This window comes from Thermohalobaculum sediminis, assembly GCF_023487995.1.
GTDB lineage: Bacteria > Pseudomonadota > Alphaproteobacteria > Rhodobacterales > Rhodobacteraceae > Thermohalobaculum > Thermohalobaculum sediminis.
The window spans coordinates 194,648-217,549 of record NZ_JAMFKN010000003.1 but is presented as its reverse complement, the minus strand read 5'-3'; the positions used below and the strand labels follow the sequence as shown (position 1 = coordinate 217,549).

Sequence of the window (22,902 nt, the reverse complement as noted above, 5' to 3'; positions counted from 1 at the left end):
CAAATTCAGGCGGTGTGCTTCTTCTACCTCGTGGGATGTGCTAGTCTTCCTCAGGCGCCAAACAACGCCGCCACTGAGGCCCCGATCCGAGCAGCGGATGTCAACGACAGGGGCAATCATGATGGCAGACCCAAGCGTCTCTGCTCCCAAGTTGGAATTCGCCGCGGGCGGCGGCCTGCTCAGCAGACGTATGCTGCTGCGCGGCGCCGCGGCCGGAAGCGGAGCGGCACTCGCCGCCCTCGCGATGCCCCGGCCGGCGCAAGCGGAGCCGGCTCTCCCCGAATGGGTGACCGTCGCAGGCGAGCGCGCTCGCGGTTATGGCATGCCGGCGGAGCAGGAGGCGGACGTCCAGCGCGCGATCATCGAACCGTTCGGCGATCTTGCGCGAGCCTTCAGCCTCTCTGGGACGCCGCACCACAAGCTTCGTGGCACGATCACGCCGAACGGCCTTCATTTCGAAGTGCATCATGGTGGCAGGCCGAATCTCGACCCGGACGGCCATCGCCTCATGATCCATGGAATGGTCGAACGCCCCATCAAGTTCGACCTCAACGCGCTCGAGCGCTATCCGATGGTCACCGCGACCCATTTTCTCGAATGTTCGGGTAACAGCTTCTTCAACGCCGTGATGCCAGAGCCGATGCAGTCAGGCTGCGACATGCTCCACGGCCTGTTGTCCAACAGCGAGTGGACGGGCGTCCCGGTCCGCGTCCTGCTCGAAGAGGCGGGCGTCCGGCCCGAGGGCCGATGGGTGCTTGCCGTCGGCAACGACGCCCCCAGCCTCGCCCGCTCGATCCCGGTCGAAAAGCTGATGGATGACGCATTTGTCGCCCTCTACCAGAACGGCGAGCGCATCCGGCCCGAACAGGGCTATCCCATGCGGCTCCTGCTGCCCGGCTTCGAGGGCAACATGAACGTCAAGTGGCTCACCAGCCTGTGGGTGACGGATGCCCCCGCCTACACCAAGCACGAGTCCGGCGAATACACCGAGATTCTGGCCAATGGCTCGTCGGTGAAGTTCACCTTCGCGATGGGGGTGAAGTCGGTCATCACCCATCCTTCCGCGACCATGACCATGAGCGGTCCCGGCTTCTACGAGATATCCGGGATCGCTTGGTCGGGGGCCGGGTCTGTTCGCAAGGTCGAGATCTCGGCCGACGGTGGCGAGAGCTGGGCCGAGGCCGCGCTTCAGGAGCCAGTGCTCCCGAGGGCGCTGACGCGCTTCCGCCTGCCCTGGCGTTGGGAGGGGGCGCCGACGCTGTTGATGAGCCGTGCCGAAGATGCGACGGGAGCAGTCCAGCCGACGCGGTCGAGCTGGAAGGCCAGGTACGACCCTTCGAACTTCCTCCACTACAACGCGATCCAGCCGTGGCAGATAACGCCGGAGGGGAGCGTGCAGAATGTCTATGCGTAGCGTCATCGCCGCCGCCGCCCTTGCTTCGCTTGCGGACATGGCCGCGGCCGGCGGCCCGGGACTTGGCGTCCCGCTCGCTGCCGACGAGAGCCCCTTCTACGCGATCTACGCGATGCCGGACGGCCGCGGCCTTCCGCCGGGGAGCGGCACGGCCGCCGACGGTGCCGAGATCTACGCCGCGAAATGCGCCCAATGCCATGGCGAGACCGGGATCGAGGGGCCGATCATGCCGCCGGTCGGACCGAACGACGTATGGGAAAAGCCGGCGGGCAAGTACTGGCCCTATGCGACGACGATCTTCGCCTATATTCGGCGCGCCATGCCGCTGGATGCTCCGAAGTCACTCTCGAATAACGAAGCGTATGCGCTCACCGCGTTCATCCTGAGCCGGAACGGTGTGATCGCCGAGGGCGACACCATCACTGCCGAGACGTTGCCCGATGTCGCGATGCCGAACCGTGACAATTTCACGGATGTTTGGGCGACGCAGGGTGCAAAGCCCTGGTGACAAGCCCCACGCTCGACCCCGAGCGGCGGTCGCCGTCGCCGCAAATGTTCGGCAAAGGCGCCAGGCAGCCGCTCTCCCAACGTCGCGCACAGATAACAACGGCTTTTGGTTGCGACTTATAAATATTCAATATATCAATAACTTGACCCCCGTTTCACATATGAAGCGGGGGTCAAGAATTCCCTTTACATCGCCGCGAACTGGTCCAGCGTGTAGCGGAACCGGTCGACGATCTCGTCCACATGGGCCTCCGAAGCGATGAACGCGGGGGCGACGATCCCGGTGTCGCCGGTGAACTTCACGTGGCAGCCGTTCCAGAACATCGCCTTCTGCATCTCTTGCCCGCGGATGCCGGGGGCGGCGCCGGGGTGGACCTCGACGCCCGACATCAGGCCGATGGTGCGGATGTCCTTGACCAGCTTGTGGCTGCGCAGCCCCATCACCGCCTTGGCGAAATAGGGCGCAAGGTCGGCGGCCTTCCGGAACAGCCCCTCGCGCTCGTAGATGTCGAGCGCGGCGATGCCGGCCGCGCACGCCGCCGGGTGACCCGAATAGGTGTAGCCGTGGAAGAACTCGATGGCGTTGTCGGGGGCAGCGTCGGTCACCGTCTCGTAGATCTCGTCGCGGCAGGCGACCGCGCCCATCGGGATGCAGCCGTTCGTCAGCGCCTTGGCCATGGTGCAGATGTCGGGCGTCACGCCGAACAGCTGCGAGGCGAAGGGCGCCCCCAGCCGGCCGAAGCCCGTGATGACCTCGTCGAACACCAGGAGGATGCCATAGCGGTCGCAGATCTCGCGCAGGCGCTCGAGATACCCCACCGGCGGCACCAGCGTGCCGGTCGAGCCCGCCACGGGCTCCACGAACACGGCGGCGATGGTGGCGCCGCCATAGGTCATGCAGTGGCGCTCGAGGTCATTGGCAAGCTCGACGCCGTCCTGCTGGGGCCGGCCGTCGCAGAACAGCTCCTTGCCCGTCCAGGTGTGGCGCATCATCACGATGTTCGGCATCACCACGGGGAAGGTCTCGCGGTTCTTGACCATGCCCGAGAGGCTGACGCCGCCAATGTTGACGCCATGATAGGCGCGCTCGCGGCTGACGAAGCGCAGGCGCTGGCTCTCGCCGTTCGCGCGGTGGTAGGCCATCACCATCTTAAGCGCGGTGTCGATGGCTTCGGACCCCGAGTTGACGAAAAACACATGGTTCATCGGCTCGGGCAGCAGCGCCGCGACCTTGCGGGCCAGCTCGAACTGGCCGGGATGGCCCAACTGGAAGGGCGCCGAGTAGCTGTTCTCCAGAAGCTGCTTGTGCACGGCTTCCGCGATCTCGGGCCGGGCATGGCCCGCGGGCGAGCAGAACAGCGCCGACGAGCCGTCGATGACCTTTCCGCCCTTGTGGTCGGTATAATACATCCCCTCGCCGCGGATGATCAGGCGGGGGTTCTCCTTGAAGTCCCGGTTGCCGGTGAAGGGCATCCAGTTCTCTTCCAGCGAGTTCGAGCGCTCGGCGCCCTTGATGTCCATGTCGTGCATTGCCGCTCTCCGGGCATGGTTGCGTTGTCCCACCCTAGGGCCGTAGGCTGGCTCCAAGATAGGACCAGTTGGGGGCGATGCTCCGGGCCACGATGCGCGAGACGCTGTTCCACCTCGAACGCTCGCAACCTGCGACCCTTCAGGCGCAGATCCGCGAGGTGCTGACCGGCGCCATCGCGGCAGGACGGTTGAAGCCGGGCGAGCCGGTGCCCTCGACCCGGGCGATGGCGGGGCAGCTGGGCGTCAGCCGGAACACTGTAACGCTGGCCTACCAGGCGCTGGTGTCCGAGGGGTTCCTGACGGCACGCGAGCGGTCGGGCTATTTCGTCGACCCGCAGGCGGTGGACGGCATGGCGGCGCGGCCCGAGCCGGCGGCGCGCGGCGACGGCGAGGGGCGTGGCATCGACTGGCGCGCGCGGCTGGTCGAGCAGTGCGACGACAAGCGCCTCGTGTTCCGCCCGGCCGACTGGCAGCGCCACCCCTTTCCCTTCGTCTACGGCCAGGTGGACGCGCAGGTTTTCCCGATCGCCGAGTGGCGCGACTGCGTGCGCCAGGCGATGGGGCGGCGCTGGCTCGATGCCTGGACGCTCGACCGCTATTCCGAGGATGACGCGCTGCTGACCGAGGAAATCGCCCGGCGCATCCTGCCGCGGCGCGGGATCTCGGCCTCGCCCGCCAATGTGCTGGTGACGCTGGGCGCGCAGAACGCGCTCTATCTGATCGCCGCGCTACTGGTCGGGCGGACCACGCCCGTCGCGATGGAGGAGCCGGGCTACCCCGACCTGCGCCTGATGCTGGCGCGACGGTCCGACGCGCTGCGGCAGGTGGCGGTCGATCAGGACGGCATGACGGTCGACGACACGCTGGACGGGGCGTCCATCCTGTTCTGCACGCCCTCGCATCATTATCCCACCACGGTGACGATGAGCCTCGAGCGGCGGCGCGCGCTGCTGGAGAAGGCGCGGCGCGAGGGTCTGGTGATCGTCGAGGACGACTACGAGTTCGAGGCGAACTACATCGGTGCGCCGCTGCCGGCGCTGAAGTCGCTCGACGAGGACGGGCGGGTCATCTATGTCGGCTCGTTCTCGAAATCGCTGATGCCGGGGCTGCGGCTGGGCTTCATCGCGGCGGACGAGGCGGTGATCGCCGAGTTGCGCGCGCTGCGCCGGCTGATGCTGCGCCATCCGCCGGGCAACAATCAGCGCGCCGCCGCGCTGTTCCTTGCGAATGGCCATTTCGACGTGCTGGTGCGTCGCATCCACCGCACCTATCGCGAGCGCTGGCAGGTGATGGCCGAGGCGATCGAGGCGCATCTGCCCGGCTGGGCGCGCAGCCCCGGCTTCGGGGGGTCGAGCTACTGGCTGACCGGGGCCGAGGGGCTCGACGCCGCGGCGCTGGCACGGCGCGCGCTGGAGCGGGGGGTGGTGATCGAGCCGGGCGAGCCCTTCTTCGCCCGGGCGGGCGCGGGGCGGCGGAACTTCCGCATGGGGTTCTCCTCGATCCCCGCCGATCGCATCCCCGAGGGGATCGCGCGGCTGCGCGCGGCCTGCGACGCGCTCTGATCCCGACGCCTGCCAGCGTCGCCCCCGGGGCTGGACCCGGAATTGCCGTCAACTGGCGCTAAAGCGCGGGCGGGCGCTCGGCTAGCTTCTGCGTCGTCGGAGCCGAGGCTCCATCGCGAACATGCGCGGCCCGTGCCCCGATGCACCGCCGCGGCAAGGGAAGGAATGCCCGCCATGAAGATGACCACCGAGGAAGCCTTCGTCAAAGTCCTGCAGATGCATGGCATCGAACATGCCTTCGGCATCATCGGCTCGGCCTTCATGCCGATCTCGGACCTGTTCCCTCGCGCCGGCATCCGGTTCTGGGACGTGGCGCACGAGTGCAACGGCGGCTACATGGCGGACGGCTATGGCCGCGCGACCGGCAAGATGGCGATGTGCATCGCCCAGAACGGGCCGGGCATCACCAACTTCGTGACCGCGGTGAAGACCGCCTACTGGAACCACACGCCGATGCTGCTGGTCACGCCGCAGGCGGCGAACCGCACCATCGGGCAGGGCGGGTTCCAGGAGATGGAGCAGATGCGGCTCTTTGCCGACTGCGTCTGCTACCAGGAGGAGGTGCGCGACCCCTCTCGCATCGCCGAGGTGCTGAACCGCGTGATCGAGAAGTCGCTGCGCGGCTCGGCCCCCGCGCAGATCAACGTGCCGCGCGATTACTGGACGCAAGTGGTCGACATCGAGCTGCCCCAGGTCGTGCGCATCGAGCGCCCCGCGGGCGGCGATCACGCGGTGGCCGAGGCGGCGCGCCTGCTCAGCGAGGCGAAGTTCCCGGTGATCCTTTCGGGCGCGGGCGTGGTGCTGGCGGGCGCGATCCCCGATTGCGCGGCGCTGGCCGAGCGGCTGGATGCGCCGGTCTGCTGCAACTACCAGCACAACGACGCCTTCCCCGGCTCGCACCCCCTGTTCGCGGGGCCGCTCGGCTACAACGGCTCGAAGGCGGCGATGGAGCTGGTGGCGAAGGCCGACGTGGTGCTGGCGCTGGGAACGCGGCTCAATCCGTTCTCGACCCTGCCGGGCTATGGCATCGACTACTGGCCGAAGGGAGCAAAGGTCATCCAGGTCGATCTCAACCCCGACCGGATCGGGCTGACCAAGCGCGTCAGCGTGGGCATCTGCGGCGACGCGAAGCGCGTGACCGGGCAGATTCTCGCGGCACTGTCCCCGGCCGCGGGCGATGCCGGGCGCGAGGAGCGTCGCGCGCTGATCCACCAGACCCGCTCGCGCTGGCTGCAGACGCTCGCCTCGATGGACCACGAGGACGACGATCCCGGCACCACCTGGAACGAGCGCGCGCGCACCCGCCAGCCCGACCGGATGAGCCCGCGCATGGCCTGGCGCGCAGTGCAGGCTGCGCTGCCCAAGGACGCCATCATCTCGACCGACATCGGCAACAACTGCGCCATCGGCAACGCCTATCCGACCTTCGAGGCGGGGCGCAAATACCTCGCGCCGGGCCTGTTCGGTCCCTGCGGCTATGGCTTTCCCGCCATCGTCGGTGCCAAGATCGGCTGCCCGGACGTGCCGGTCGTGGGCTTCGCCGGCGATGGCGCCTTCGGCATCTCGATGAACGAGATGACCGCCATCGGGCGCGAGGAGTGGCCCGCCATCACCATGGTGGTCTTCCGCAACTACCAGTGGGGCGCCGAGAAGCGGAACACCACGCTCTGGTACGATGACAACTTCGTCGGCACCGAACTGCATCCCGATCTCAGCTACGCGAAGATCGCCGAGGCCTGCGGGCTCAAGGGCGTGCAGGTCCGCACCATGGAGGAACTGAAGGAGGCGCTCGCCACCGCCTGCGCCGCGCAGCGGGAGGGCGTCACCACCTTCATCGAGGCGATCCTGAACCAGGAGCTGGGCGAGCCCTTCCGCCGCGACGCGATGAAGAAGCCCGTTCAGGTCGCGGGCATCGACCCCGCCGACATGCGCCCTCAGCAGGGCGCCTGATACCGGGTTGCATCGATCGAAACCGATCGTTGGAACCTCCGCTGCGCCGGCCCACGAGCCGGGGCCTCGTCCCGCCCGCTGACTGCGCGAGGCCCCGGCTCGAGCCCGAGGCGCGCAGCACATCGCGGACGGGACGAGGTGAACTCGGGGGAAGACGTGCATGAGCCCGCACCATCCGGGGGCGTGACAGCGCGCCCCGGATGGTGCATCTGTCTGGGACACGAGAGACGGGGGCGCTCGCGGCGGGGCCGCGGGCTGAGATGCACCCTTGGAACCTGACCCGGATAATGCCGGCGGAGGGAGTCGCTCGGGCGCGACGCCCGCGCCTGTCCGATTTCTCCGCCGCGGGAGGATGAGATGCAGGCGCGCATTCCGAATGTCCTGAGCATCGCGGGCTCCGACCCCTCGGGGGGCGCGGGGATCCAGGCGGACATCAAGGCCATCTCGGCCAATCACGGCTATGCGATGGCCGCGCTGACCGCGCTGACCGCGCAGAACACGCAAGGGGTGAGCGGCGTCCATCTGGTTCCGCCCGATTTCGTAGCCTCCCAGATCGACGCGGTGTTCGCCGACATCGGGGTGGACGCCGTGAAGGTCGGCATGATCGCGACGGCCGAGATCGCCGTGGCCGTCGCCGATGCGCTCGCGCGCCACGCGCCGCCCGTCGTGGTGCTCGACCCGGTGATGGTGGCGAAGGGTGGCGCGAGCCTGCTGGCACCCGATGCAGTCGAGGCGGTACGCGCGCGCCTTCTGCCGCTTGCAAGCGTGCTGACCCCCAACCTGCCCGAGCTTGCGGCGCTTCTGGGCGAGGAGGAGGCCGAAAGCCGCGAGGCGATGGCGGATCAGGCGGGACGGCTTCTCGACCGCGGGCCGAGCGCGGTGCTCGCCAAGGGCGGCCACCTGCCGGGCGCGTCGAGCCCGGATGCGCTGGTCACCGCTGATGGCGTCATCTGGCTCGACGGCCCGCGCCACGCGACCCCCAACACCCACGGCACCGGCTGCACGCTGTCGGCGGCACTCGCCACGCTGATCGGGCGGGGGATGCCCCCGCCCGCGGCGGCGCGGGCGGCGAAGGATTACGTCGCCGGGGCGATTGCGGCCTCGGGGCGGCTCTCGGTCGGTCACGGCCACGGCCCGACGCATCATTTCCACGCGCTCTGGCCCCACGGCTGAGCCGGCTCCGCTTGCCCGCCATCCCCGCTGCCCCGGACTTGCCCCGGGGCCTCGATGAGCGGGCGCTGGCAGCTGCGCCACCCCTGCCGTCGAGCCGGAGCCCAACGGGCCGGGAGCGCGCGGACGACGCCGGCGAGGCCCCGGGTCAAGCCCGGGGAGTGCCGCTTTCCCCGCGCGGCCTGGCGCCGGCCTCGATCTCGCCCGCTTCCCCTCGCGCTCGCCGCGCCTCTCGGCTAAGAAAAGCGGAGATTCACGCCCCATGGGCCAACCGCACCCGCCCCGCAGATCCGAAGCCGCAAGGGACCGCCAGATGCCGTCACACCTGTTCTCGCCGATCACGCTCGGCGCGCTCGAGCTCCCCAACCGAATGGTCGTGGCGCCGATGTGCCAATACAGCGCCGAGGCCGGCACGATGACCGACTGGCACCTTATGCATCTGGGCCAGTTCGCGGTGTCGGGCGCCGGCCTCGTGATCGTCGAGGCGACCGGCGTCGAGCCCGAGGGGCGGATCACGCCGGGCTGCACCGGTCTCTGGTCGGACGAGAACGAGGCGGCGATGGCTCGCGTCGTGCGCTTCTTCCGCGACTATGGCGCGGCGCGGATCGGCATCCAGCTTGGCCATGCCGGGCGCAAGGCGTCCGCGAACCTGCCCTGGAAGGGGGGGGCCGCGCTGCAGGACGGCGAGGGCGCGTGGCAGACCATCGCGCCCTCGGCCATCGCGGTCGCGCCCGGCTGGCCGGTGCCCGAGGCGATGACCGGCGAGACGCTCGCGCGGGTGCGCGCGGCCTTCGTGCAGGCGGCACGGCGGGCCGAGCGGGCGGGCTTCGACCTGATCGAGCTGCACGCCGCGCATGGCTACCTGCTGCACACTTTCCTGTCGCCACTGACCAACCTGCGCGAGGATGGCTATGGCGGCAGCCTGCCTAACCGGCTTCGCTTTCCGCTAGAGGTGTTCGATGCGGTGCGCGAGGTCTGGCCCGCGGGTAAGCCGCTGGGCGTGCGCTTCTCGGCCACCGACTGGATCGAGGGGGGCTGGGATCTGGAAAGCTCGGTCGCCTTCGCCGAGGCGCTGAAGGCACGGGGCTGCGATTTTGTCGATGTGTCTAGCGGGGGCCTCTCGCCCGCCCAGAAGATCACCGCGAGCTTCGGCTACCAGACGGGCTTTGCCGCCGAGGTCCGCCGCGCGACGGGCCTGCCAACCATTGCGGTGGGGCGGATCACCGACCCGGTGCAGGCCGAGACGATCCTCGCCACCGGCCAGGCCGACATGGTGGCGCTGGCGCGCGGCGCCCTCTACGACCCGCGCTGGGCGTGGCACGCGGCAGAAAGACTGGGCGATCAGGCGGCCTTCCCGGCGCAGTATCTGCGCGCGCATCCCACGCTTCAGGGTATCCCGGTGCCTGGGAACCCGCCGGTGGCCAAAAGCGGCTGAGGCGGGTTGAACGCTGCCCCGGGCTCGACCCGGGGCCTCGCGCGAAAAGTCAGAGGCGCGTCCGCCACGGCCGGGCGGCAGTCGGGCGGAATGTTGCCCTCACGCGACGATCTGTTCAGAAATCAATTTTTATCAATTATTTGAACATGATTTCACGCGTGAAACCCGCGCGCTTCAGGCGACTGCGGGGCCCCGGGTCAAGCCCGGGGCAGCGCCTGTCGTGGCGACCCGCCTACGCCTTCACCCGCTCCATCTTCGGGTCGTAGAGGGGCGCGAGGGTGACGCGGCAGGGCACCCGCTCGGTCGCGATCTCGAGCTCGTAGCGGCCCGAGAGGACGAAGTCCTCGGTTACGCCGTCCGGGTTGCGGACATAGCCGTAACCGATGGCCCTTCCGATGGTGTGGCCGAAGCCGCCTGAACTCAGCCAGCCCACGCGCTCGCCGTTGCGGTAGATCGTCTCGCGGCCCAGCAGGACGGCGTCGGGGTCGTCCACCGTGAAGCCCGCGAGGCGCTTGGTCACGCCGCCCGTCACCTGCGCCGCGAGCGCCTCGCGGCCCAGGAAGGGTATGTTCGTGCGCAGCTTGCAGGCCCAGGCCAGGCCGGCCTCGACCGGCGTGTGGTCGGGGCCGATATCGGCGCCCCAGGCGCGGTAGCCCTTTTCCAGCCGCAGCGTCTCGATGGCGCGGTAGCCGGCGTTGATGAGGCCGAGGTCGGCACCCGCCGCCATCAGCGCCTCGTAGACATTGACCGCGAACTCGGTGGGGATGTGCAGCTCCCAGCCCAGTTCGCCCACATAGGTCACCCTGAGCGCCAGCACCGGGCAGCCCGCGACGCCGATGCGCCGGGCGGTGGCGAAGGGGAAGGCGGCGTTCGAGAGGTCGTCGCGGCTGACGCGCGACAGCACCTCGCGCGAACGCGGTCCCATGAGCGACAGCACGGCATAACCGGAGGTCACGTCAACGATTTGCGCCCGCGCGGCCTCGGGCATGTTCCGGGAGATCCAGTCGAAATCATGGGTCGCAAAGCCCGTGCCGGTGACGATGTAGAACTCGTCGCGCGCCACCCGCGCCACCGTCAGATCGCATTCGATGCCGCCCTTGCGGTTCAACATCTGGGTGTAGGTGAGGCTGCCCACCGCGCGGTCGACGTTCCCCGCCGCGATCCAGTTGAGCGCCGATGCAGCATCCGGCCCCTTGACCGTGAACTTGGCGAACGACGACTGGTCGATCAGCACCGCCGCCTCGCGGCAGGCGCGGTGCTCGCGCGCCACCGCGTCGAACCAGCCGGGGCGGCCAAAGCTGTAACGGTCGACGGGCTCTTCGCCGCCCGCGAGGTCGGCGAACCAGTTCGGCCGCTCCCATCCCAGCTTCTCGCCGAAGCAGGCGCCCGCGCCCTTGAGATGCCCGTAGAGGGGCGAGCGCCGGGCGGGGCGTCCGGATGCGTGCTCCTCGGACGGCCAGGCGATGGTGTAGTGCTTGCCATAGGCTTCCAGCGTCCGGGTGCGCACCCAAGTAGTGTCGAGATGGACGCGCCCGAAGCGGCGGATATCGACCGGCCAGAGGTCGAAGGGAGGTTCGCCCTTCGCCACCCATTCCGCCAGCGCCATGCCCGCGCCGCCACCCGACGCGATGCCGAAGGCGTTGAAGCCCGCGCCGACGAAGAACCCGCGCTGCTCGGGCGCTTCGCCCAGGATGAAGTTGCCATCGGGCGTGAAGCTCTCGGGCCCGTTCACCAATTGCTTGATGCCCGCGCTCTCGAGCGCCGGGACGCGGCCGATGGCAAGTTCCATGAACTGCTCGAAGTGGTCGAAGTTCGAAGTGAGGAGCTCGAAATGGAAGCCCTCGGGGATGCCGTCGAGCGCCCATGGCACCGGGTTCGGCTCGTAGCCGCCCATGACGAGGCCGCCGACCTCCTCCTTCCAGTAGGTCAGCCGGTCGGGGTCGCGCAGGGTTGGCAGGTTCGGGGTGACGCCGGGGATGGCCTCGGTGATCATGTACTGGTGCTCGACCGAGACGAGGGGGACGTTGACGCCGATGGTGGCGGCGAGCGTGCGCGTCCATTGCCCGGCACAGCAGACGATACGCTCGCATTCGATGGTGCCGCGGGGCGTCTCGACGCCCTTGATGCGGCCCTGCTCGACGATGATGCGGGTGACGGGGGTGTCCTCGAAGATCCGCACCCCCGCGGCGCGGGCGCCCTTGGCGAGGCTTTGCGTGATGTCGGAGGGGTTCGCCTGCCCGTCGGTGGGCAGATAAGCGGCGCCGACGAGGTCATCGACCTGCATCAGCGGCCAGAGGTCTTTCGCCTCGCGGGGTGTGAGCAGGTGCATCTCGAGCCCGAAGGAATGGGCGGTGGTGGCCTGGCGCTTCACCTCGGTCCAGCGCTCGGCATTGCAGGCGAGGCGCAGGCCGCCGTTCATCTTCCAGCCGGTGGCGATGCCGGTCTCGGCCTCGAGCCGGTTGTAGAGATCGACCGAATAGCCCAGCAACTGCGTGATGTTGGCCGAGGTGCGCAGCTGTCCCACCAGCCCCGCGGCGTGGAAGGTGGTGCCTGACGTGAGCTTCTTGCGCTCCAGCAGCACCGTGTCGGTCCAGCCCAGTTGCCCGAGGTGATAGGCGGTCGAGCAGCCGACGATGCCGCCGCCGATGACCACGGCCCGGGCGGTGGTGGGAAAGTCGCTCATGATGTCCTCAGCTTTGCTCGAAGGCGTCGAGGGCCGCGCGGAAGGCGGCCATGTTGGTGTCGGTGTAGGCCGCGAAGTCGAAATCGAGTTCCGAGTGGATTTCCGAGACCATCGACCACAGCGTCTCGCGCAGCGCCGCCGCGACCTTCATCGCGCGGTAGCGCCGCCACAGCGTGGGATCGGGCGGGCGGCCGAAATAGGTCTCCAGCACCCAGGCCTCCTGATCGGGCGACAGGCCATTGTTGGCCGCGAGCCCGCCGAGGTCGAAGAGCCCCGAATTAAAGCCCGCATAGTCCCAGTCGATGAGCCAAAGCCGCGCGCCATCGTCGATCAGGTTGGCGGGAAGGAGGTCGTTGTGGCCGAAGGCGAGGTCGATGGAGCCGACCGCTGCCTCCAGCCGCTCGGCGGTGGCGAGGAGACCGGGCAGCGCGGGCGCGTGGCGGCTGCCATCTGTGGTCAGGGTCGCGGCGTAGTCGCGGATGACGTGGAACACCCAGAACACCAGCGCCGGGCCGCGCAGGTGGCGCGGTATCTCGCGATGCGCGCGGGCGACCAGCGGCAGGATGCGCTCCAGCATGCCGGGCGCGCGGACGTCCTCGGCCGCGAGCGTGCGCCCCTCGATGAAGCCGATCACCAGCGCCCCGGGCTCGTGGTAGAGCACGGGCGGCGAGATGCCCGCGGCATGGGCCGCGCGGCTGGCGGCAAGCTCGTTGAAGCGCATGACCTGATGGACGGGGATATCCTCGCCGATGCGGACCACCGCGCGGCGGCCGCCGTCGTTCACCACGAAATTGACGTTGGTGATGCCGCCGCCCAGCGGTTCGGGGTCGACGGGGCCGGCCCAGATGGGCAGCGCGCGGGCGCGCTCGATCGCGGATGTCATGGCGTCCCCCGTTGCAGGCCCAGCCGCGCGCGGGCGTGGGCGGCGCCCGCGGCGATCAGGCGGTCGGCGATGATGGCGATGGCAGCGACCCCCAGCCCCGCGATCACGCCCGCCCCGGTGTCGGCGCGGGTCAGCGCGATATAGACCTCCTGCCCGAGGTCGCGGGTCCCCACCAGCGCCGTGATCACCAGCATCGACAGCGCGAGCATGATGGTCTGGTTGAGGCCGAGCAGAATCTCGGGGAGCGCCAGCGGCAGGCGGATGCGGGTCAGCACCTGTCGGGGCGTGCAGCCGCAGACGATGCCGGCCTCGATCATCTCGGGCGGGACCGAGCGCAGACCGTGGGCGGTGTAGCGCACGGCAGGGGCGAGAGCGAACAGCACGACCGCGATCAGCGCCGCGAAGTCGCCCACGCGGAACAGCATCACGACCGGGATCAGATAGACGAAGGAGGGCAGGGTCTGCAGCGTATCGATGATGCCGCCGATCACCCGCCCCGCCGTGTCATTCGCGGCGGCGAGAATGCCGAGCGGGATGCCGATGAAGGCCGCGATCACCACCGCCACGCCGCACAGGTAAACCGTGGTCATCGCCTGCTCCCAGAGCCCGGTCGCAAGCACGAAGGCCCCGAGCGCCGCGCCCGTGGCCGCGAGCGGCGCGCCACCGAGCCGCCAGCCCGCGAAGGCCGCGACCGCCAGCACCCAGGGCCAGGGCAGCGCCAGCAGGAAGCGCTTCACCGGCAGCATGACGAAGGTGAGGAAGGCGGTCTTGATCGCCTCGAGATCGTCGAAGTAGCGGATGTTGATGGCCTTCACCAGATCGCCCCAGAAGGCCTTGGTGGTGATGACCGCTTCGGCCGGGTAGCTCGCGACCGGGGGCAGAACGAGGCCCATGAGCGCGGTGCCGAGGATCACCAGCGCCACCGTCGAAAGCCACGGATGGCGCCTCGGCCAGCCGCCCGAGGCGCCCGCCGACATCGGCACGTCGGCGGTGCGCGCGGCATAGGCCTGGCTGAGGCGGTCGAGCGCGATGGCAAGCGCGGTGATGGCAAGCCCCGCCTCGATCCCCGCCCCGATGTCGAGGCGCCGCAGCGCGTTTAGCACGTCGAAGCCGAGGCCTCCGGCGCCGATCATCGAGGCGATGATCACCATGTTGAGCGAGAGCATGATGACCTGATTGACGCCCACCATCAGGTCCGGGAGCGCGGCGGGCAGCAGCACCTTGCGGATGCGCTGCGCCGTGGTGCAGCCCGCCATGGTGGCGAATTCGCCAAGCTCGGGGGGCACCGACTTCAGCGCGAGCGTGGTCACGCGCACCATCGGCGGCATCGCGTAGATCACCGTCGCGATCAGCGCGGCCACCGGGCCGAAGCCGAACAGGAACAGGATCGGCACCAGATAGGCGAAGATCGGCACCGTCTGCATGAGGTCGAGGATGGGCGCGAGCGCCCGCTCGAAGCGCGGCCAGAGCCAGGCGGCGATGCTAAGCCCAAGCCCTCCCGCGACGCCGATGGGCACCGCGATCAGGATCGAGGCGAGGGTGACCATCGCGCTCTCCCACCGCCCGAACACCGCAAGATAGAGGAAGCAGGCGCCGACGAATGCCCCGAGCCGCCAGCTTCGGGCATAAGCGCCCATCGCGGCGACGATCGCGATCACGGCGATCCAGCTCAGTGGCTGCAGGATCGTGCGCGCGCGGCTCCCCCGCCCCTCGACCCAGCCGTCCACGAGGGCCGCGCGCACGAGACTGTAGGGCCACTCGATGACGGCGGCGATGGCGCGGGTCAGCTCCTTGAAGCTGAAAAGTCCCAGATCGGCGCGCTCGACCAGCCAGCGCAATGCGGCGCTGACCCAGCCCGCCATGTCGGGGGTGAGCGCCTTCGGCACCGGGACGGGCCCCACCCATGCCGCGAGCGCGAGCGAGGCGGCGACGATCCCGCCCCAGAGCCATGCGCCCCTTTGCCATGCGCCCGATCCGCGCAGCCCGGCGCGCGGCACGGCCCCGGCGATGCCTTCCCCCGCGCGCATCACCCGATCCGCCGCCCGATCAGCACGTCGATCACCGCACGCGCGCCGACATGGCCGATCACGCGGCCCGCCTCGTCGATCACGGCGTGCGGCAGGGGGCTCCCCTCGATCCGGTCGGCCACAGCTTCGACCCGAGCATGGGCCGGCAGGGCGCCCGCGACCTCTGCGGCCGGGCCCGGCGTCATGATGCGGCCGAGCGTGACCACCTTGGCGCGCGCGACATGGCGGGTGAAGTCGGCCACGTAGTCGTCGGCGGGCGAAAGCACCAGTTCCTCGGGCGTCGCGATCTGGATCAGTGCGCCGTCCTTCATGATGGCGATGCGGTCCGCGAGCCGGATCGCCTCGTCGAAATCATGGGTGATGAAGACGATGGTCTTCTTCAACAGCCGCTGCACGCGCAGGAACTCGTCCTGCATCTCGCGCCGGATGAGCGGGTCGAGCGCCGAGAAGGGCTCGTCGAGGAACCACAGCTCCGGCTCGACCGCAAGGCTGCGGGCGATGCCCACGCGCTGCTGCTGGCCGCCGGAGAGCTGGCGCGGGTAATGCCCCTCGCGCCCCTCGAGCCCCACCAGCGCGATCACCTCGCGCGCGCGGGCCTCGCGGGTGGGTCGCGCGACCCCCTGGACTTCGAGCGGGAATGCCACGTTCTCCAGCACCGTGAGATGCGGCAAGAGCGCGAAGTGCTGGAACACCATGCCCATCTTGTGGCGCCGGATCGCGATCATCTCGGCGCGGGATGCCTTCAGGAGATCGCGCCCGTCGAACAGGATCTCGCCCGCCGTCGGCTCCACGAGCCGCGAGAGGCAGCGCACCAGCGTCGACTTTCCCGAGCCCGATAGGCCCATGATGACGAAGATCTCGCCCTCGCCCACGTCGAGCGTGGCGTCGCGCACCGCGCCGACATGGTGGCTCGCGCGGATCGTCGCGAGATCGGGCCGCGCGCCGCCGGCGAGCAACCGCGCGGGGTCGGGGCCATAGATCTTCCACACGCCGCGGCATGCGAGCTTGACGGGGCGGTGCTGCATGGTCTCTCCGGGCCGGGCGGGGGGCGCCGCGGGGGCGCCCGCCGGTGTCACTTCGCGATCCAGCCCTGCCAGACGGCCTCGTTCTGCGCCATCCAGTCGGCGATCACGGCATCGAGCTGCTCGCCGTCGAGGTCGATGCGGGCGATCATCCTGTCCATCTCGGCGTTCGAGATGGTGAATGCCCCGATCGCCTTCGCAGCCCCCGGCCACTTGTTGGCGACACCCGCCCAGCCGACCTTCCAGATCGGACCGCGGGGCTTGGCGCAGTCATGCGTCTTGTTCGGGTTGATGCCCCATGCTGGGTCCTCGTAGCAGGCGGCCTCGTAGGGCGGGAACTCGATCCACTCGCCCTCGTACTTGGTCTGCGACCAGTGGGGCGCGTAGACCCACATCAGGATCGGCGCCTGCCGCTGATAGGCGGATTCGAGCTCGGCGAACAACGCCGCGTCGGTGCCGGCATGGATCACCTCGTAATTGAGGCCAAGCGCCTCGACCCGCTCCTCGTCGAAGCCGCCCCAAGTGACGGGGGCGCCCAGATAACGGCCCTTGGGCGCGGTCTCGGCGGTGGCGAAGGCTTCGGCGCAGTCGTTGAGCGCCTTCCAGTCCGGGAGCCCCAGGCACTTCTCCTTCATGTAGCTGGGGTACCACCACTCCTCGACCGCTTCCATGCCGGTGGGGCCGAAATTGACCACCTGGCCGGTGGCGGTCGCCTCGTCCATCGCCTGGCGGCCGGTGGTCTCCCACATCTCCATGGCGACGTGCAGATCGCCCGTCTTGAGCCCGGCGAACTGGGCGATGTAGTCGGCCTGCACGAGTTCCACGGTGTAGCCCGCTTCCTCGAGCACGCGGGCCATCAGGTTGGTGGTGACGAGCTGCCCGGTCCAGTCGTGCAGCGTGAGCCGGATCGGGTCGTCGCTCTCGACCTGTGCCGCGGCGGGACCCGCGAGGCCGAGCGCGAGCGCGAGAGCCGCGGCCGAGCTCAGCAATGCCTTGGTGGTCATCGTCCTTCTCCCTCTCCTGCCGGCGCCGGTGCGGCGGCGCGATGCGGCCCGGCTCCGCCCGAAACGGCCGGGTTCTGCGTCGAAGGGTCGGGGCGAATCTGGCCGTCTGTCAAACGGGAATGTTGGGTTTTGTGGCTTTTCGTTGGAAATGCGTTTGCTTCTCGGCAGTGGTTGCGGGAAAAATAGGCGCATGGTGGCAAGCGAGACGGACACGCGGCGGGCGACGCATCGCGAGAGCGAGATCCTCCAGGTTCTTGGCGGCGCGGGATCGGGCCGGATTCAGGACCTGGCGCACGAGCTTGGCGTCTCGGAGGAGACGATCCGGCGCAATGTCCGCAGGCTCGAGGCCCGGGGGCTGGTCACGCGCGTCCATGGCGGCGTGGTGCTGAAGGGCTGGGTCGAGGAGCCCAGCTTCACCCAGCGCTTTGCCGAGAACCCCGCGGCCAAGGGAAAGGTCGCGCGCCATCTGGCGGCGATGATCCCGGACGGGGCGTCGCTGTTCCTCGATGTCGGCTCGACGACCGCCTATGTGGCGCAGGCGCTGAGGGGGCACCGCAACCTGTTCGTGGTCACCAACTCGCTGCCCGTGGCGCAGACGCTGGCCACCACCAACGGCAACCGGGTGTTCATGGCGGGGGGCGAGCTGCGCTCGCATGACGGGGGCGCCTTCGGGGCCGAGGCGCTCGCGTTCGTGCAGCAGTTCCGGGTGCAGTATGCGGTGCTCTCGGTCGTGGGGATCACGGCGGAGGAGGGGTTCCTGCTCCACGACCTGCGCGAGGCCGAGTTCTCGCGCGCCATCATCCGTTGCGCGCAGCAGGCGGTGATCGCGGCCGATGCCACGAAATTCGGGCGCTGGGCGCCGATCCGCATTGCCGATCCCGGCGCGATCGGCACAGTTGTCACCGAAGCACCGCCCCCGCCCGACATTGCCGCGATGCTGGCGGGCGCGGGCGTGCGCGTGGTGCTGGCCGAGGGAGAGGCGACATGACCGGACTGACGGTGGACCAGCGCGCGGGGCTCGCGCATGCCGCGCGCGAGATCGCCACGGCTGCGCGCGAGGTGCCGCTGCGCCATTTCCGCCGGGGCTTCGCGGTCGAGGCCAAGGCCGACGAGAGCCCCGTGACCGTCGCCGACCGCGAGACCGAGGCCGCGATCCGTGCCGAGATCGGCCGCCGCTATCCCGGCCACGGCATTCTGGGCGAGGAGTTCGGGCGCGCGGGGCTCGACGCCGAGTTCGTCTGGGTCGTGGACCCGATCGACGGCACCAAGAGCTTCATCTCGGGCCACCCGATGTGGGGCACGCTGCTGGGCCTCCTGCACATGGGCGAGCCGGTCGCAGGGCTCGTCGGCATGCCGGCGCTGGGCGAACTGGCCTGGGGTGGCCCGGGGCTGGGCGCCTGGCTGGCTCAGGACGGCGCGGAGGCGCCCACGGCGCTGCATGTCCGCGAGGGGGTGGAGCCGGGCGCGGCCTTCGTCGCGATCAACGAGGCCCCGCGCATCCTTGCCGCCCAGCCCGCCGCGCTGGGCGCCCTCTTGGCCGAGGGACGTTACCAGCGGGCGACGGCGGACTGCTATTCCTACGTCCAGCTCGCGGCCGGCTGGATCGACGGGGTGGTGGATTACGGGCTCGAGCCCTTCGATTACCTGCCCGTGCTGCCGCTGGTCGAGGCGGCGGGCGGGGTGATGACGGATTGGGAGGGGCGCCCGCTGCGGATCGGCTCGGACGGCCGCGTCGTGGCGGGCTCGCCCGCCGTCCACGCACGGCTGGTCGAGGTGCTGGCCCCCTTCGCATGAGCGTCGGAAGGTTGGTACGGGCGGCCGGACTCGAACCGGCATGGGCCAGGCCCCAGCGATTTTAAGTCGCTTGTGTCTACCATTCCACCACGCCCGCGGCGGCCTGTCCGGGCTCTACACCAGCGGCGGCCCGAGTTTAAGCGCCAAGTCACGCCGGCTCACTTCTGGAAGACGAGGAACGCCCCTGCCGCGATGAGCGCGAAGCCCGCGATGTGATTCCATCGCAGCGCCTCGCCCAGATACGTCACCGAGAAGATCGCGAAGACGCTGAGCGTGATGACCTCCTGGATCGTCTTGAGCTCGGCCGCGCTGAACACCCGGTGGCCGACCCGGTTGGCGGGCACCTGCAGGACGTATTCGAAGAAGGCGATGCCCCAACTCGCGAGGATCACGACGTAGAGGGGGGCGGCCTTGAACTTGAGATGCCCGTACCAGGCGAAGGTCATGAAGACGTTGGAGAGCGTGAGAAGGCCGATGGCGGTGATCTGGGGGCTCATGTCGGGCTCGATGCGCGAACGGTCTGCGGCGGGCGGCACGATCCGGGTCAGGCGTGGCGCCTGGGCGGCGGGTCGGGCACCGGGTCGTAGCCCGATCCGCCGCCGGGCCGGCAGCGCAGGAGCCGCCGCGCCGTGAGCCAGAGCCCGCGCAGCGCGCCGTGCTTCTCGAGCGCCTCGAGCGCATAGGCCGAGCAGGTCGGCTGAAAGCGGCAGCTGTGGCCCAGCCAGGGGCTCAGGATCAGGCGATAGGCCTGCACGGGGAGGGCCAGCAGGCGCGCGAGCGGGCTCACCGCATGGCCCCGCGCGGCCCTGCGGCATGGAGGCGGGCGAGCGCGGCCTCGAGATCTGCGACGAGGGCGTCGAAGGGGCGCGCGGCCGTCGCGCCCGCCCGGCCGATCAGGACATAGTCCCAGCCCGGCCGGCCTTGCGCCTGGATCACGGCGCGGGCGGCCTCGCGCAGACGGCGCTTGGCGCGGTTGCGCGCGACCGCGCCGCCCACCTTCTTCGAGCAGGTATAGCCGACGCGCGGGGGCGCATCGTCGGCCGGCTCGCGCCGGCGGGCCTGCACGATCATGCCGGCCGTGGCCTGCTTGAGGGCCCGCGCGCAGGCGAGGAAGTCGGCGCGCTTCTTCAGCGTCTCGGGCGGTGGGCCCGACATACGCGTACCGCCGGCCGCGGCGGGGCGCCGGGCCGGCGGATCATTCGTCCTGCGATCGGTGTGCATGGCGCTTCCCCGAGGGTGCGCGCCCGTGCCGGTGCTCAGGCCGTCAGGCGCTTGCGGCCCTGCCGGCGGCGGCGCGCGATCACCTTGCGGCCGTTGGCGGTCGCCATGCGGGCGCGGAAACCGTGGCGGCGCTTCCGGACAAGCCTGCTCGGCTGGTAGGTGCGCTTCATCTTGTCCTCCAGTAACCGGCCCCGCCATGGGTGGCCGATGGTCTTGACGGAGGCGCGTGGCGCGGGGCCTGCGCTCCGGGGTGTCTCTCAGAGCCGTGGGCTATAGCGAAAGGGGTGTGGCGAGTCAACGCCGAGCGGCGGGGCAGGCGCCTCGCCCGCAGGCGGGTCATGGATGCCCAGGCGTAACACTTCTCGCGTTTCTTCAAGCCCGCGTGAGATGCATGGATTGTCACACTCTGCCGCCACACCTTGCGCCTATGACTGCGGCGACGCCCTTGCATCGGAGACGGAACATGTCCCTAGCTGAACTCGTGAGACGGGACCGCGAGACCGATGACGCGCCGCGCCGGACGCTGCTGCGGTGGCTGCCGATGCTGCTGATCGCCGCGGGCGCGGTGGCGGCGCTGCTGTACGGGCGGGACTATCTGAGCTTCGACGCGCTCGCCGAGAACCGCGACACGCTGGCGGCCTTCCGGGATCAGAACTTCGCGCTTTCGGTTGCGCTCTACATGGGGCTCTACATCGCCGCCGTCGCCTTCTCGGTGCCGGGGGCGGTGTGGCTCACCATCGCCGGCGGATTCCTGTTCGGCACCGCGCTTGCCACCGCGGCGACGGTGCTGTCGGCCACCATCGGGGCGATCATGATCTTCTGCGCGGCGCGCACCTCGCTTGGCGCGGTGCTGCACGAGAAGGCCGGGCGCTGGCTCGACCGCATCGAGGCCGGGTTCCGCGAGGGCGAGGTCAGCTACCTCCTGATCATGCGGCTGGTGCCCGCGGTGCCGTTCTTCGTCGCGAACCTCGCGCCCGCCTTCCTGGGCGTGAGGCTGCGCACCTTTTCCTGGACCACGCTCGTCGGCATCGTCCCCGGCACGGCGGTCTATGCCTCGGTCGGGGCGGGCCTAGGCGGCGTGCTCGACCTTGGCGGCAAGCCGGACCTGGGCGTGATCTTCACCCCCACGATCCTCGGCCCGCTGGTCGGCCTCGCGGCCCTCTCGGCCCTGCCGGTCGTCGTCCGCAAGCTGCGCGGGCCGCGCGCCTGAGGCGGCAGGACGGGGCAGGGAAAGATCGGGGGACGGCACATGGCCGAGTGGATCGATACGGACATCTGCGTGATCGGCGGCGGCTCCGGGGGGCTCTCGGTCGCGGCGGGGGCGGCGCAAATCGGTGCCTCGGTCGTATTGATCGAGGGCCACCGGATGGGGGGCGACTGCCTCAACTATGGCTGCGTGCCGTCCAAGGCCCTGATCGCCGCGGCTGCCCGGGCTGAGGCGCATCGCGGCTCGGCGCCCTACGGCATCGCCGCGGACGAGCCCGCGGTCGACTATGCCGCGGCGATGGAGCATGTGGCCCGGACCATCGCGGCGATCGCGCCGCACGACTCGGTCGAGCGGTTCGAGGGCCTGGGCGTGCGCGTGATCCAGGCGCGCGCGGCCTTCATCAGCCCCTCCGAGGTCGAGGCCGGCGGCCATGTGGTGCGCGCGCGCCGCTTCGTCGTCGCAACCGGCTCGTCGCCCCTGGTGCCCGCGATCCCGGGGCTCGACGGCGTGCCCTACCTGACGAACGAGACGCTGTGGGACCTGCGCGAGCGGCCCGGGCGGCTGATCGTCATCGGTGGGGGGCCGATCGGGCTCGAGATGGCGCAGGCGCACCGGCGGCTCGGCTCGGAGGTGGTGGTGGTCGAGGCGCTGAAGGCGCTGGGCCGCGACGATCCCGAGACGGTCGCCATCGCGCTTTCCCGCCTGCGGGCCGAAGGGGTCGAGATCCGCGAGGGCGCCAAGGTCGCCGCCGTCTCGGGCCGTGCCGGTGCGATCCGCGTCGCCATCGAGCGCGGCGGCGAGATCGAGGGCACGCATCTCCTGCTCGCTGTCGGCCGGCGCGCCAATGTGGGGGATCTCGGCCTCGACAAGGCGGGGGTCGAGCACACGGGCCGGGGCGTCACGGTCGACGCCGGCCTGCGCTCGGTCTCGAACCGCCGGGTCTACGCCATCGGCGACGTGGCGGGCGGGCTCCAGTTCACCCATGTCGCGGGCTACCAGGCGAGCCTGGTGGTGCGCAACGCGCTGTTCCGGCTGCCAGTGCGCAACCGCACCGACATTATCCCCTGGGTGACTTACACCGACCCCGAGCTCGCCCATGTCGGCATGACCGAGGCCGAGGCGGCGAAATCCCTGCCGAAGGGATGGGAGGTGCACCGCTTCGACTTCTCTCGGAACGATCGCGCAGTGGCCGAGGGGCGGACCGAGGGGCTCATCAAGATCGTGGTCGCGCGCGGCGGCAGGATCCGCGGCGCGTCGATCGTGGGGCCGCATGCGGGCGAGCTGATCCTGCCCTGGGCGCTGGCCATCGGGCAGGGGATGAAGATCGGGGCGATGGCCGGTGTGGTCGCGCCCTATCCCACGCTGTCCGAGGTGTCGAAGCGCGTCGCGGGCGCCTATTTCACGCCCCGGCTGTTCGGCCGGCCGTGGATCGGACGTTTGATTCGACTTCTCGCGCGTCTCGGCTAAGGTGAGGCGGCTGCGCTCATCGTCGG

At 70.0% G+C, this 22,902-nt stretch carries 20 protein-coding genes, 1 tRNA gene and 1 riboswitch; of the genes, 10 read left to right on the top strand and 11 right to left on the bottom strand.

The genetic code is table 11. The annotated features are described in order from the left end of the window. The first annotated feature begins 151 nt into the window (after positions 1-151). Entirely contained in the window at positions 152-1,414 is a 1,263-nt protein-coding gene (gene soxC, locus M1105_RS08170) for a sulfite dehydrogenase (protein ID WP_249579852.1), read from the top strand. A 37-nt stretch (positions 1,415-1,451) separates the two neighbouring features. Further along, entirely contained in the window at positions 1,452-1,922 is a 471-nt protein-coding gene (locus tag M1105_RS08165) for a c-type cytochrome (RefSeq protein WP_249579851.1), read from the top strand. 185 nt (positions 1,923-2,107) lie between these two features. Here M1105_RS08165 and M1105_RS08160 read toward each other — a convergent pair whose 3' ends face one another. After that, positions 2,108-3,451 carry an aminotransferase class III-fold pyridoxal phosphate-dependent enzyme gene (locus M1105_RS08160; protein ID WP_249579850.1) on the bottom strand — a complete coding sequence of 448 codons (1,344 nt, stop codon included), beginning with the start codon at positions 3,449-3,451 and terminating at the stop codon, positions 2,108-2,110. 77 nt (positions 3,452-3,528) lie between these two features. Here M1105_RS08160 and pdxR point away from each other — a divergent pair, with 77 nt between their 5' ends. From pdxR to M1105_RS08140, 4 genes are all read left to right on the top strand, one after another. Beyond that, positions 3,529-5,013, top strand: a complete 1,485-nt coding sequence (pdxR, locus tag M1105_RS08155) for a MocR-like pyridoxine biosynthesis transcription factor PdxR (protein ID WP_249579849.1) — start codon at positions 3,529-3,531, stop codon at positions 5,011-5,013. A gap of 174 nt (positions 5,014-5,187) precedes the next feature. Further along, positions 5,188-6,963 carry a sulfoacetaldehyde acetyltransferase gene (gene xsc / locus M1105_RS08150; protein ID WP_249579848.1) on the top strand — a complete coding sequence of 592 codons (1,776 nt, stop codon included), beginning with the start codon at positions 5,188-5,190 and terminating at the stop codon, positions 6,961-6,963. Between the two features lie 219 nt (positions 6,964-7,182). Continuing rightward, positions 7,183-7,282: riboswitch (TPP riboswitch) on the top strand. Between the two features lie 38 nt (positions 7,283-7,320). Continuing rightward, positions 7,321-8,136, top strand: coding sequence for a bifunctional hydroxymethylpyrimidine kinase/phosphomethylpyrimidine kinase (thiD, locus tag M1105_RS08145; protein ID WP_249579847.1), 816 nt, complete (start codon positions 7,321-7,323; stop codon positions 8,134-8,136). Positions 8,137-8,446: 310 nt separating this feature from the next. Continuing rightward, a complete protein-coding gene (locus M1105_RS08140) occupies positions 8,447-9,568 on the top strand; it encodes an NADH:flavin oxidoreductase/NADH oxidase (protein WP_249579846.1) in 1,122 nt (373 codons plus the stop codon). A gap of 232 nt (positions 9,569-9,800) precedes the next feature. Here M1105_RS08140 and M1105_RS08135 read toward each other — a convergent pair whose 3' ends face one another. From M1105_RS08135 to M1105_RS08115, 5 genes are read right to left on the bottom strand one after another with little or no spacing between them, the layout of a single operon-like run. Continuing rightward, on the bottom strand, positions 9,801-12,251 hold the full coding sequence (locus M1105_RS08135) for a GcvT family protein (RefSeq protein WP_249579845.1): 2,451 nt from the start codon (positions 12,249-12,251) through the stop codon (positions 9,801-9,803). Positions 12,252-12,258: 7 nt separating this feature from the next. Next, positions 12,259-13,134, bottom strand: coding sequence for a choline/ethanolamine kinase family protein (locus M1105_RS08130; protein WP_249579844.1), 876 nt, complete (start codon positions 13,132-13,134; stop codon positions 12,259-12,261). Beyond that, positions 13,131-15,161: an ABC transporter permease gene (locus tag M1105_RS08125; protein ID WP_249579843.1), complete on the bottom strand. Its 2,031-nt coding sequence runs from the start codon at positions 15,159-15,161 to the stop codon at positions 13,131-13,133. Before M1105_RS08125 ends, M1105_RS08130 begins: the two co-directional genes overlap by 4 nt. Beyond that, on the bottom strand, positions 15,161-16,186 hold the full coding sequence (locus M1105_RS08120; RefSeq protein ID WP_249579842.1) for a quaternary amine ABC transporter ATP-binding protein: 1,026 nt from the start codon (positions 16,184-16,186) through the stop codon (positions 15,161-15,163). The genes M1105_RS08125 and M1105_RS08120 overlap by 1 nt, the downstream gene beginning before the upstream one ends. Before the next feature lie 47 nt (positions 16,187-16,233). Then, positions 16,234-17,187 (bottom strand): ABC transporter substrate-binding protein, encoded by a 954-nt coding sequence (locus M1105_RS08115; RefSeq protein ID WP_249579841.1) that lies wholly within the window; start codon positions 17,185-17,187, stop codon positions 16,234-16,236. Between the two features lie 190 nt (positions 17,188-17,377). Between M1105_RS08115 and M1105_RS08110 the strand changes: the two genes are divergently transcribed. Then, positions 17,378-18,175 carry a DeoR/GlpR family DNA-binding transcription regulator gene (locus M1105_RS08110; RefSeq protein WP_249579840.1) on the top strand — a complete coding sequence of 266 codons (798 nt, stop codon included), beginning with the start codon at positions 17,378-17,380 and terminating at the stop codon, positions 18,173-18,175. Beyond that, on the top strand, positions 18,172-18,981 hold the full coding sequence (locus M1105_RS08105; RefSeq protein WP_249579839.1) for an inositol monophosphatase family protein: 810 nt from the start codon (positions 18,172-18,174) through the stop codon (positions 18,979-18,981). The genes M1105_RS08110 and M1105_RS08105 overlap by 4 nt, the downstream gene beginning before the upstream one ends. 12 nt (positions 18,982-18,993) lie before the next feature. Here the strand turns inward: M1105_RS08105 and M1105_RS08100 are convergent. The 5 genes from M1105_RS08100 to rpmH form a co-directional block, all read right to left on the bottom strand. Continuing rightward, positions 18,994-19,078 (bottom strand) — tRNA-Leu (locus M1105_RS08100). Positions 19,079-19,139: 61 nt separating this feature from the next. Then, positions 19,140-19,478: a DMT family protein gene (locus tag M1105_RS08095; RefSeq protein WP_249579838.1), complete on the bottom strand. Its 339-nt coding sequence runs from the start codon at positions 19,476-19,478 to the stop codon at positions 19,140-19,142. Between the two features lie 47 nt (positions 19,479-19,525). After that, positions 19,526-19,768 (bottom strand): membrane protein insertion efficiency factor YidD, encoded by a 243-nt coding sequence (yidD, locus tag M1105_RS08090; protein ID WP_249579837.1) that lies wholly within the window; start codon positions 19,766-19,768, stop codon positions 19,526-19,528. Beyond that, on the bottom strand, positions 19,765-20,136 hold the full coding sequence (gene rnpA, locus M1105_RS08085) for a ribonuclease P protein component (protein WP_249579836.1): 372 nt from the start codon (positions 20,134-20,136) through the stop codon (positions 19,765-19,767). Before rnpA ends, yidD begins: the two co-directional genes overlap by 4 nt. 101 nt (positions 20,137-20,237) lie before the next feature. Further along, positions 20,238-20,372 carry a 50S ribosomal protein L34 gene (gene rpmH / locus M1105_RS08080; RefSeq protein ID WP_249579835.1) on the bottom strand — a complete coding sequence of 45 codons (135 nt, stop codon included), beginning with the start codon at positions 20,370-20,372 and terminating at the stop codon, positions 20,238-20,240. Between the two features lie 293 nt (positions 20,373-20,665). Here rpmH and M1105_RS08075 point away from each other — a divergent pair, with 293 nt between their 5' ends. Together M1105_RS08075 and M1105_RS08070 are read left to right on the top strand one after the other, a co-directional pair. Beyond that, positions 20,666-21,412, top strand: coding sequence for a TVP38/TMEM64 family protein (locus M1105_RS08075; RefSeq protein WP_249579834.1), 747 nt, complete (start codon positions 20,666-20,668; stop codon positions 21,410-21,412). 39 nt (positions 21,413-21,451) lie between these two features. Further along, the gene (locus M1105_RS08070) at positions 21,452-22,876 is read left to right on the top strand and encodes a dihydrolipoyl dehydrogenase family protein (RefSeq protein ID WP_249579833.1); all 1,425 of its coding nucleotides are present in this window, start codon (positions 21,452-21,454) and stop codon (positions 22,874-22,876) included. Positions 22,877-22,902: the final 26 nt, after the last annotated feature.

Bases quoted from the DNA above. Each gene is read 5' to 3' on its own strand.
- M1105_RS08095 (WP_249579838.1), bottom strand. From the start codon at position 19,478: ATGAGCCCCCAGATCACCGCCATCGGCCTTCTCACGCTCTCCAACGTC.
- thiD (WP_249579847.1), top strand. From the start codon at position 7,321: ATGCAGGCGCGCATTCCGAATGTCCTGAGCATCGCGGGCTCCGACCCC.
- M1105_RS08120 (WP_249579842.1), bottom strand. From the start codon at position 16,186: ATGCAGCACCGCCCCGTCAAGCTCGCATGCCGCGGCGTGTGGAAGATC.
- rpmH (WP_249579835.1), bottom strand. From the start codon at position 20,372: ATGAAGCGCACCTACCAGCCGAGCAGGCTTGTCCGGAAGCGCCGCCAC.
- M1105_RS08135 (WP_249579845.1), bottom strand. From the start codon at position 12,251: ATGAGCGACTTTCCCACCACCGCCCGGGCCGTGGTCATCGGCGGCGGC.
- M1105_RS08110 (WP_249579840.1), top strand. From the start codon at position 17,378: ATGGTGGCAAGCGAGACGGACACGCGGCGGGCGACGCATCGCGAGAGC.
- pdxR (WP_249579849.1), top strand. From the start codon at position 3,529: ATGCTCCGGGCCACGATGCGCGAGACGCTGTTCCACCTCGAACGCTCG.
- M1105_RS08115 (WP_249579841.1), bottom strand. From the start codon at position 17,187: ATGACCACCAAGGCATTGCTGAGCTCGGCCGCGGCTCTCGCGCTCGCG.
- M1105_RS08130 (WP_249579844.1), bottom strand. From the start codon at position 13,134: ATGACATCCGCGATCGAGCGCGCCCGCGCGCTGCCCATCTGGGCCGGC.
- M1105_RS08140 (WP_249579846.1), top strand. From the start codon at position 8,447: ATGCCGTCACACCTGTTCTCGCCGATCACGCTCGGCGCGCTCGAGCTC.
- M1105_RS08125 (WP_249579843.1), bottom strand. From the start codon at position 15,161: ATGCGCGCGGGGGAAGGCATCGCCGGGGCCGTGCCGCGCGCCGGGCTG.
- xsc (WP_249579848.1), top strand. From the start codon at position 5,188: ATGAAGATGACCACCGAGGAAGCCTTCGTCAAAGTCCTGCAGATGCAT.
- M1105_RS08070 (WP_249579833.1), top strand. From the start codon at position 21,452: ATGGCCGAGTGGATCGATACGGACATCTGCGTGATCGGCGGCGGCTCC.
- rnpA (WP_249579836.1), bottom strand. From the start codon at position 20,136: ATGTCGGGCCCACCGCCCGAGACGCTGAAGAAGCGCGCCGACTTCCTC.
- M1105_RS08105 (WP_249579839.1), top strand. From the start codon at position 18,172: ATGACCGGACTGACGGTGGACCAGCGCGCGGGGCTCGCGCATGCCGCG.
- M1105_RS08160 (WP_249579850.1), bottom strand. From the start codon at position 3,451: ATGCACGACATGGACATCAAGGGCGCCGAGCGCTCGAACTCGCTGGAA.
- M1105_RS08075 (WP_249579834.1), top strand. From the start codon at position 20,666: ATGTCCCTAGCTGAACTCGTGAGACGGGACCGCGAGACCGATGACGCG.
- M1105_RS08165 (WP_249579851.1), top strand. From the start codon at position 1,452: ATGGCCGCGGCCGGCGGCCCGGGACTTGGCGTCCCGCTCGCTGCCGAC.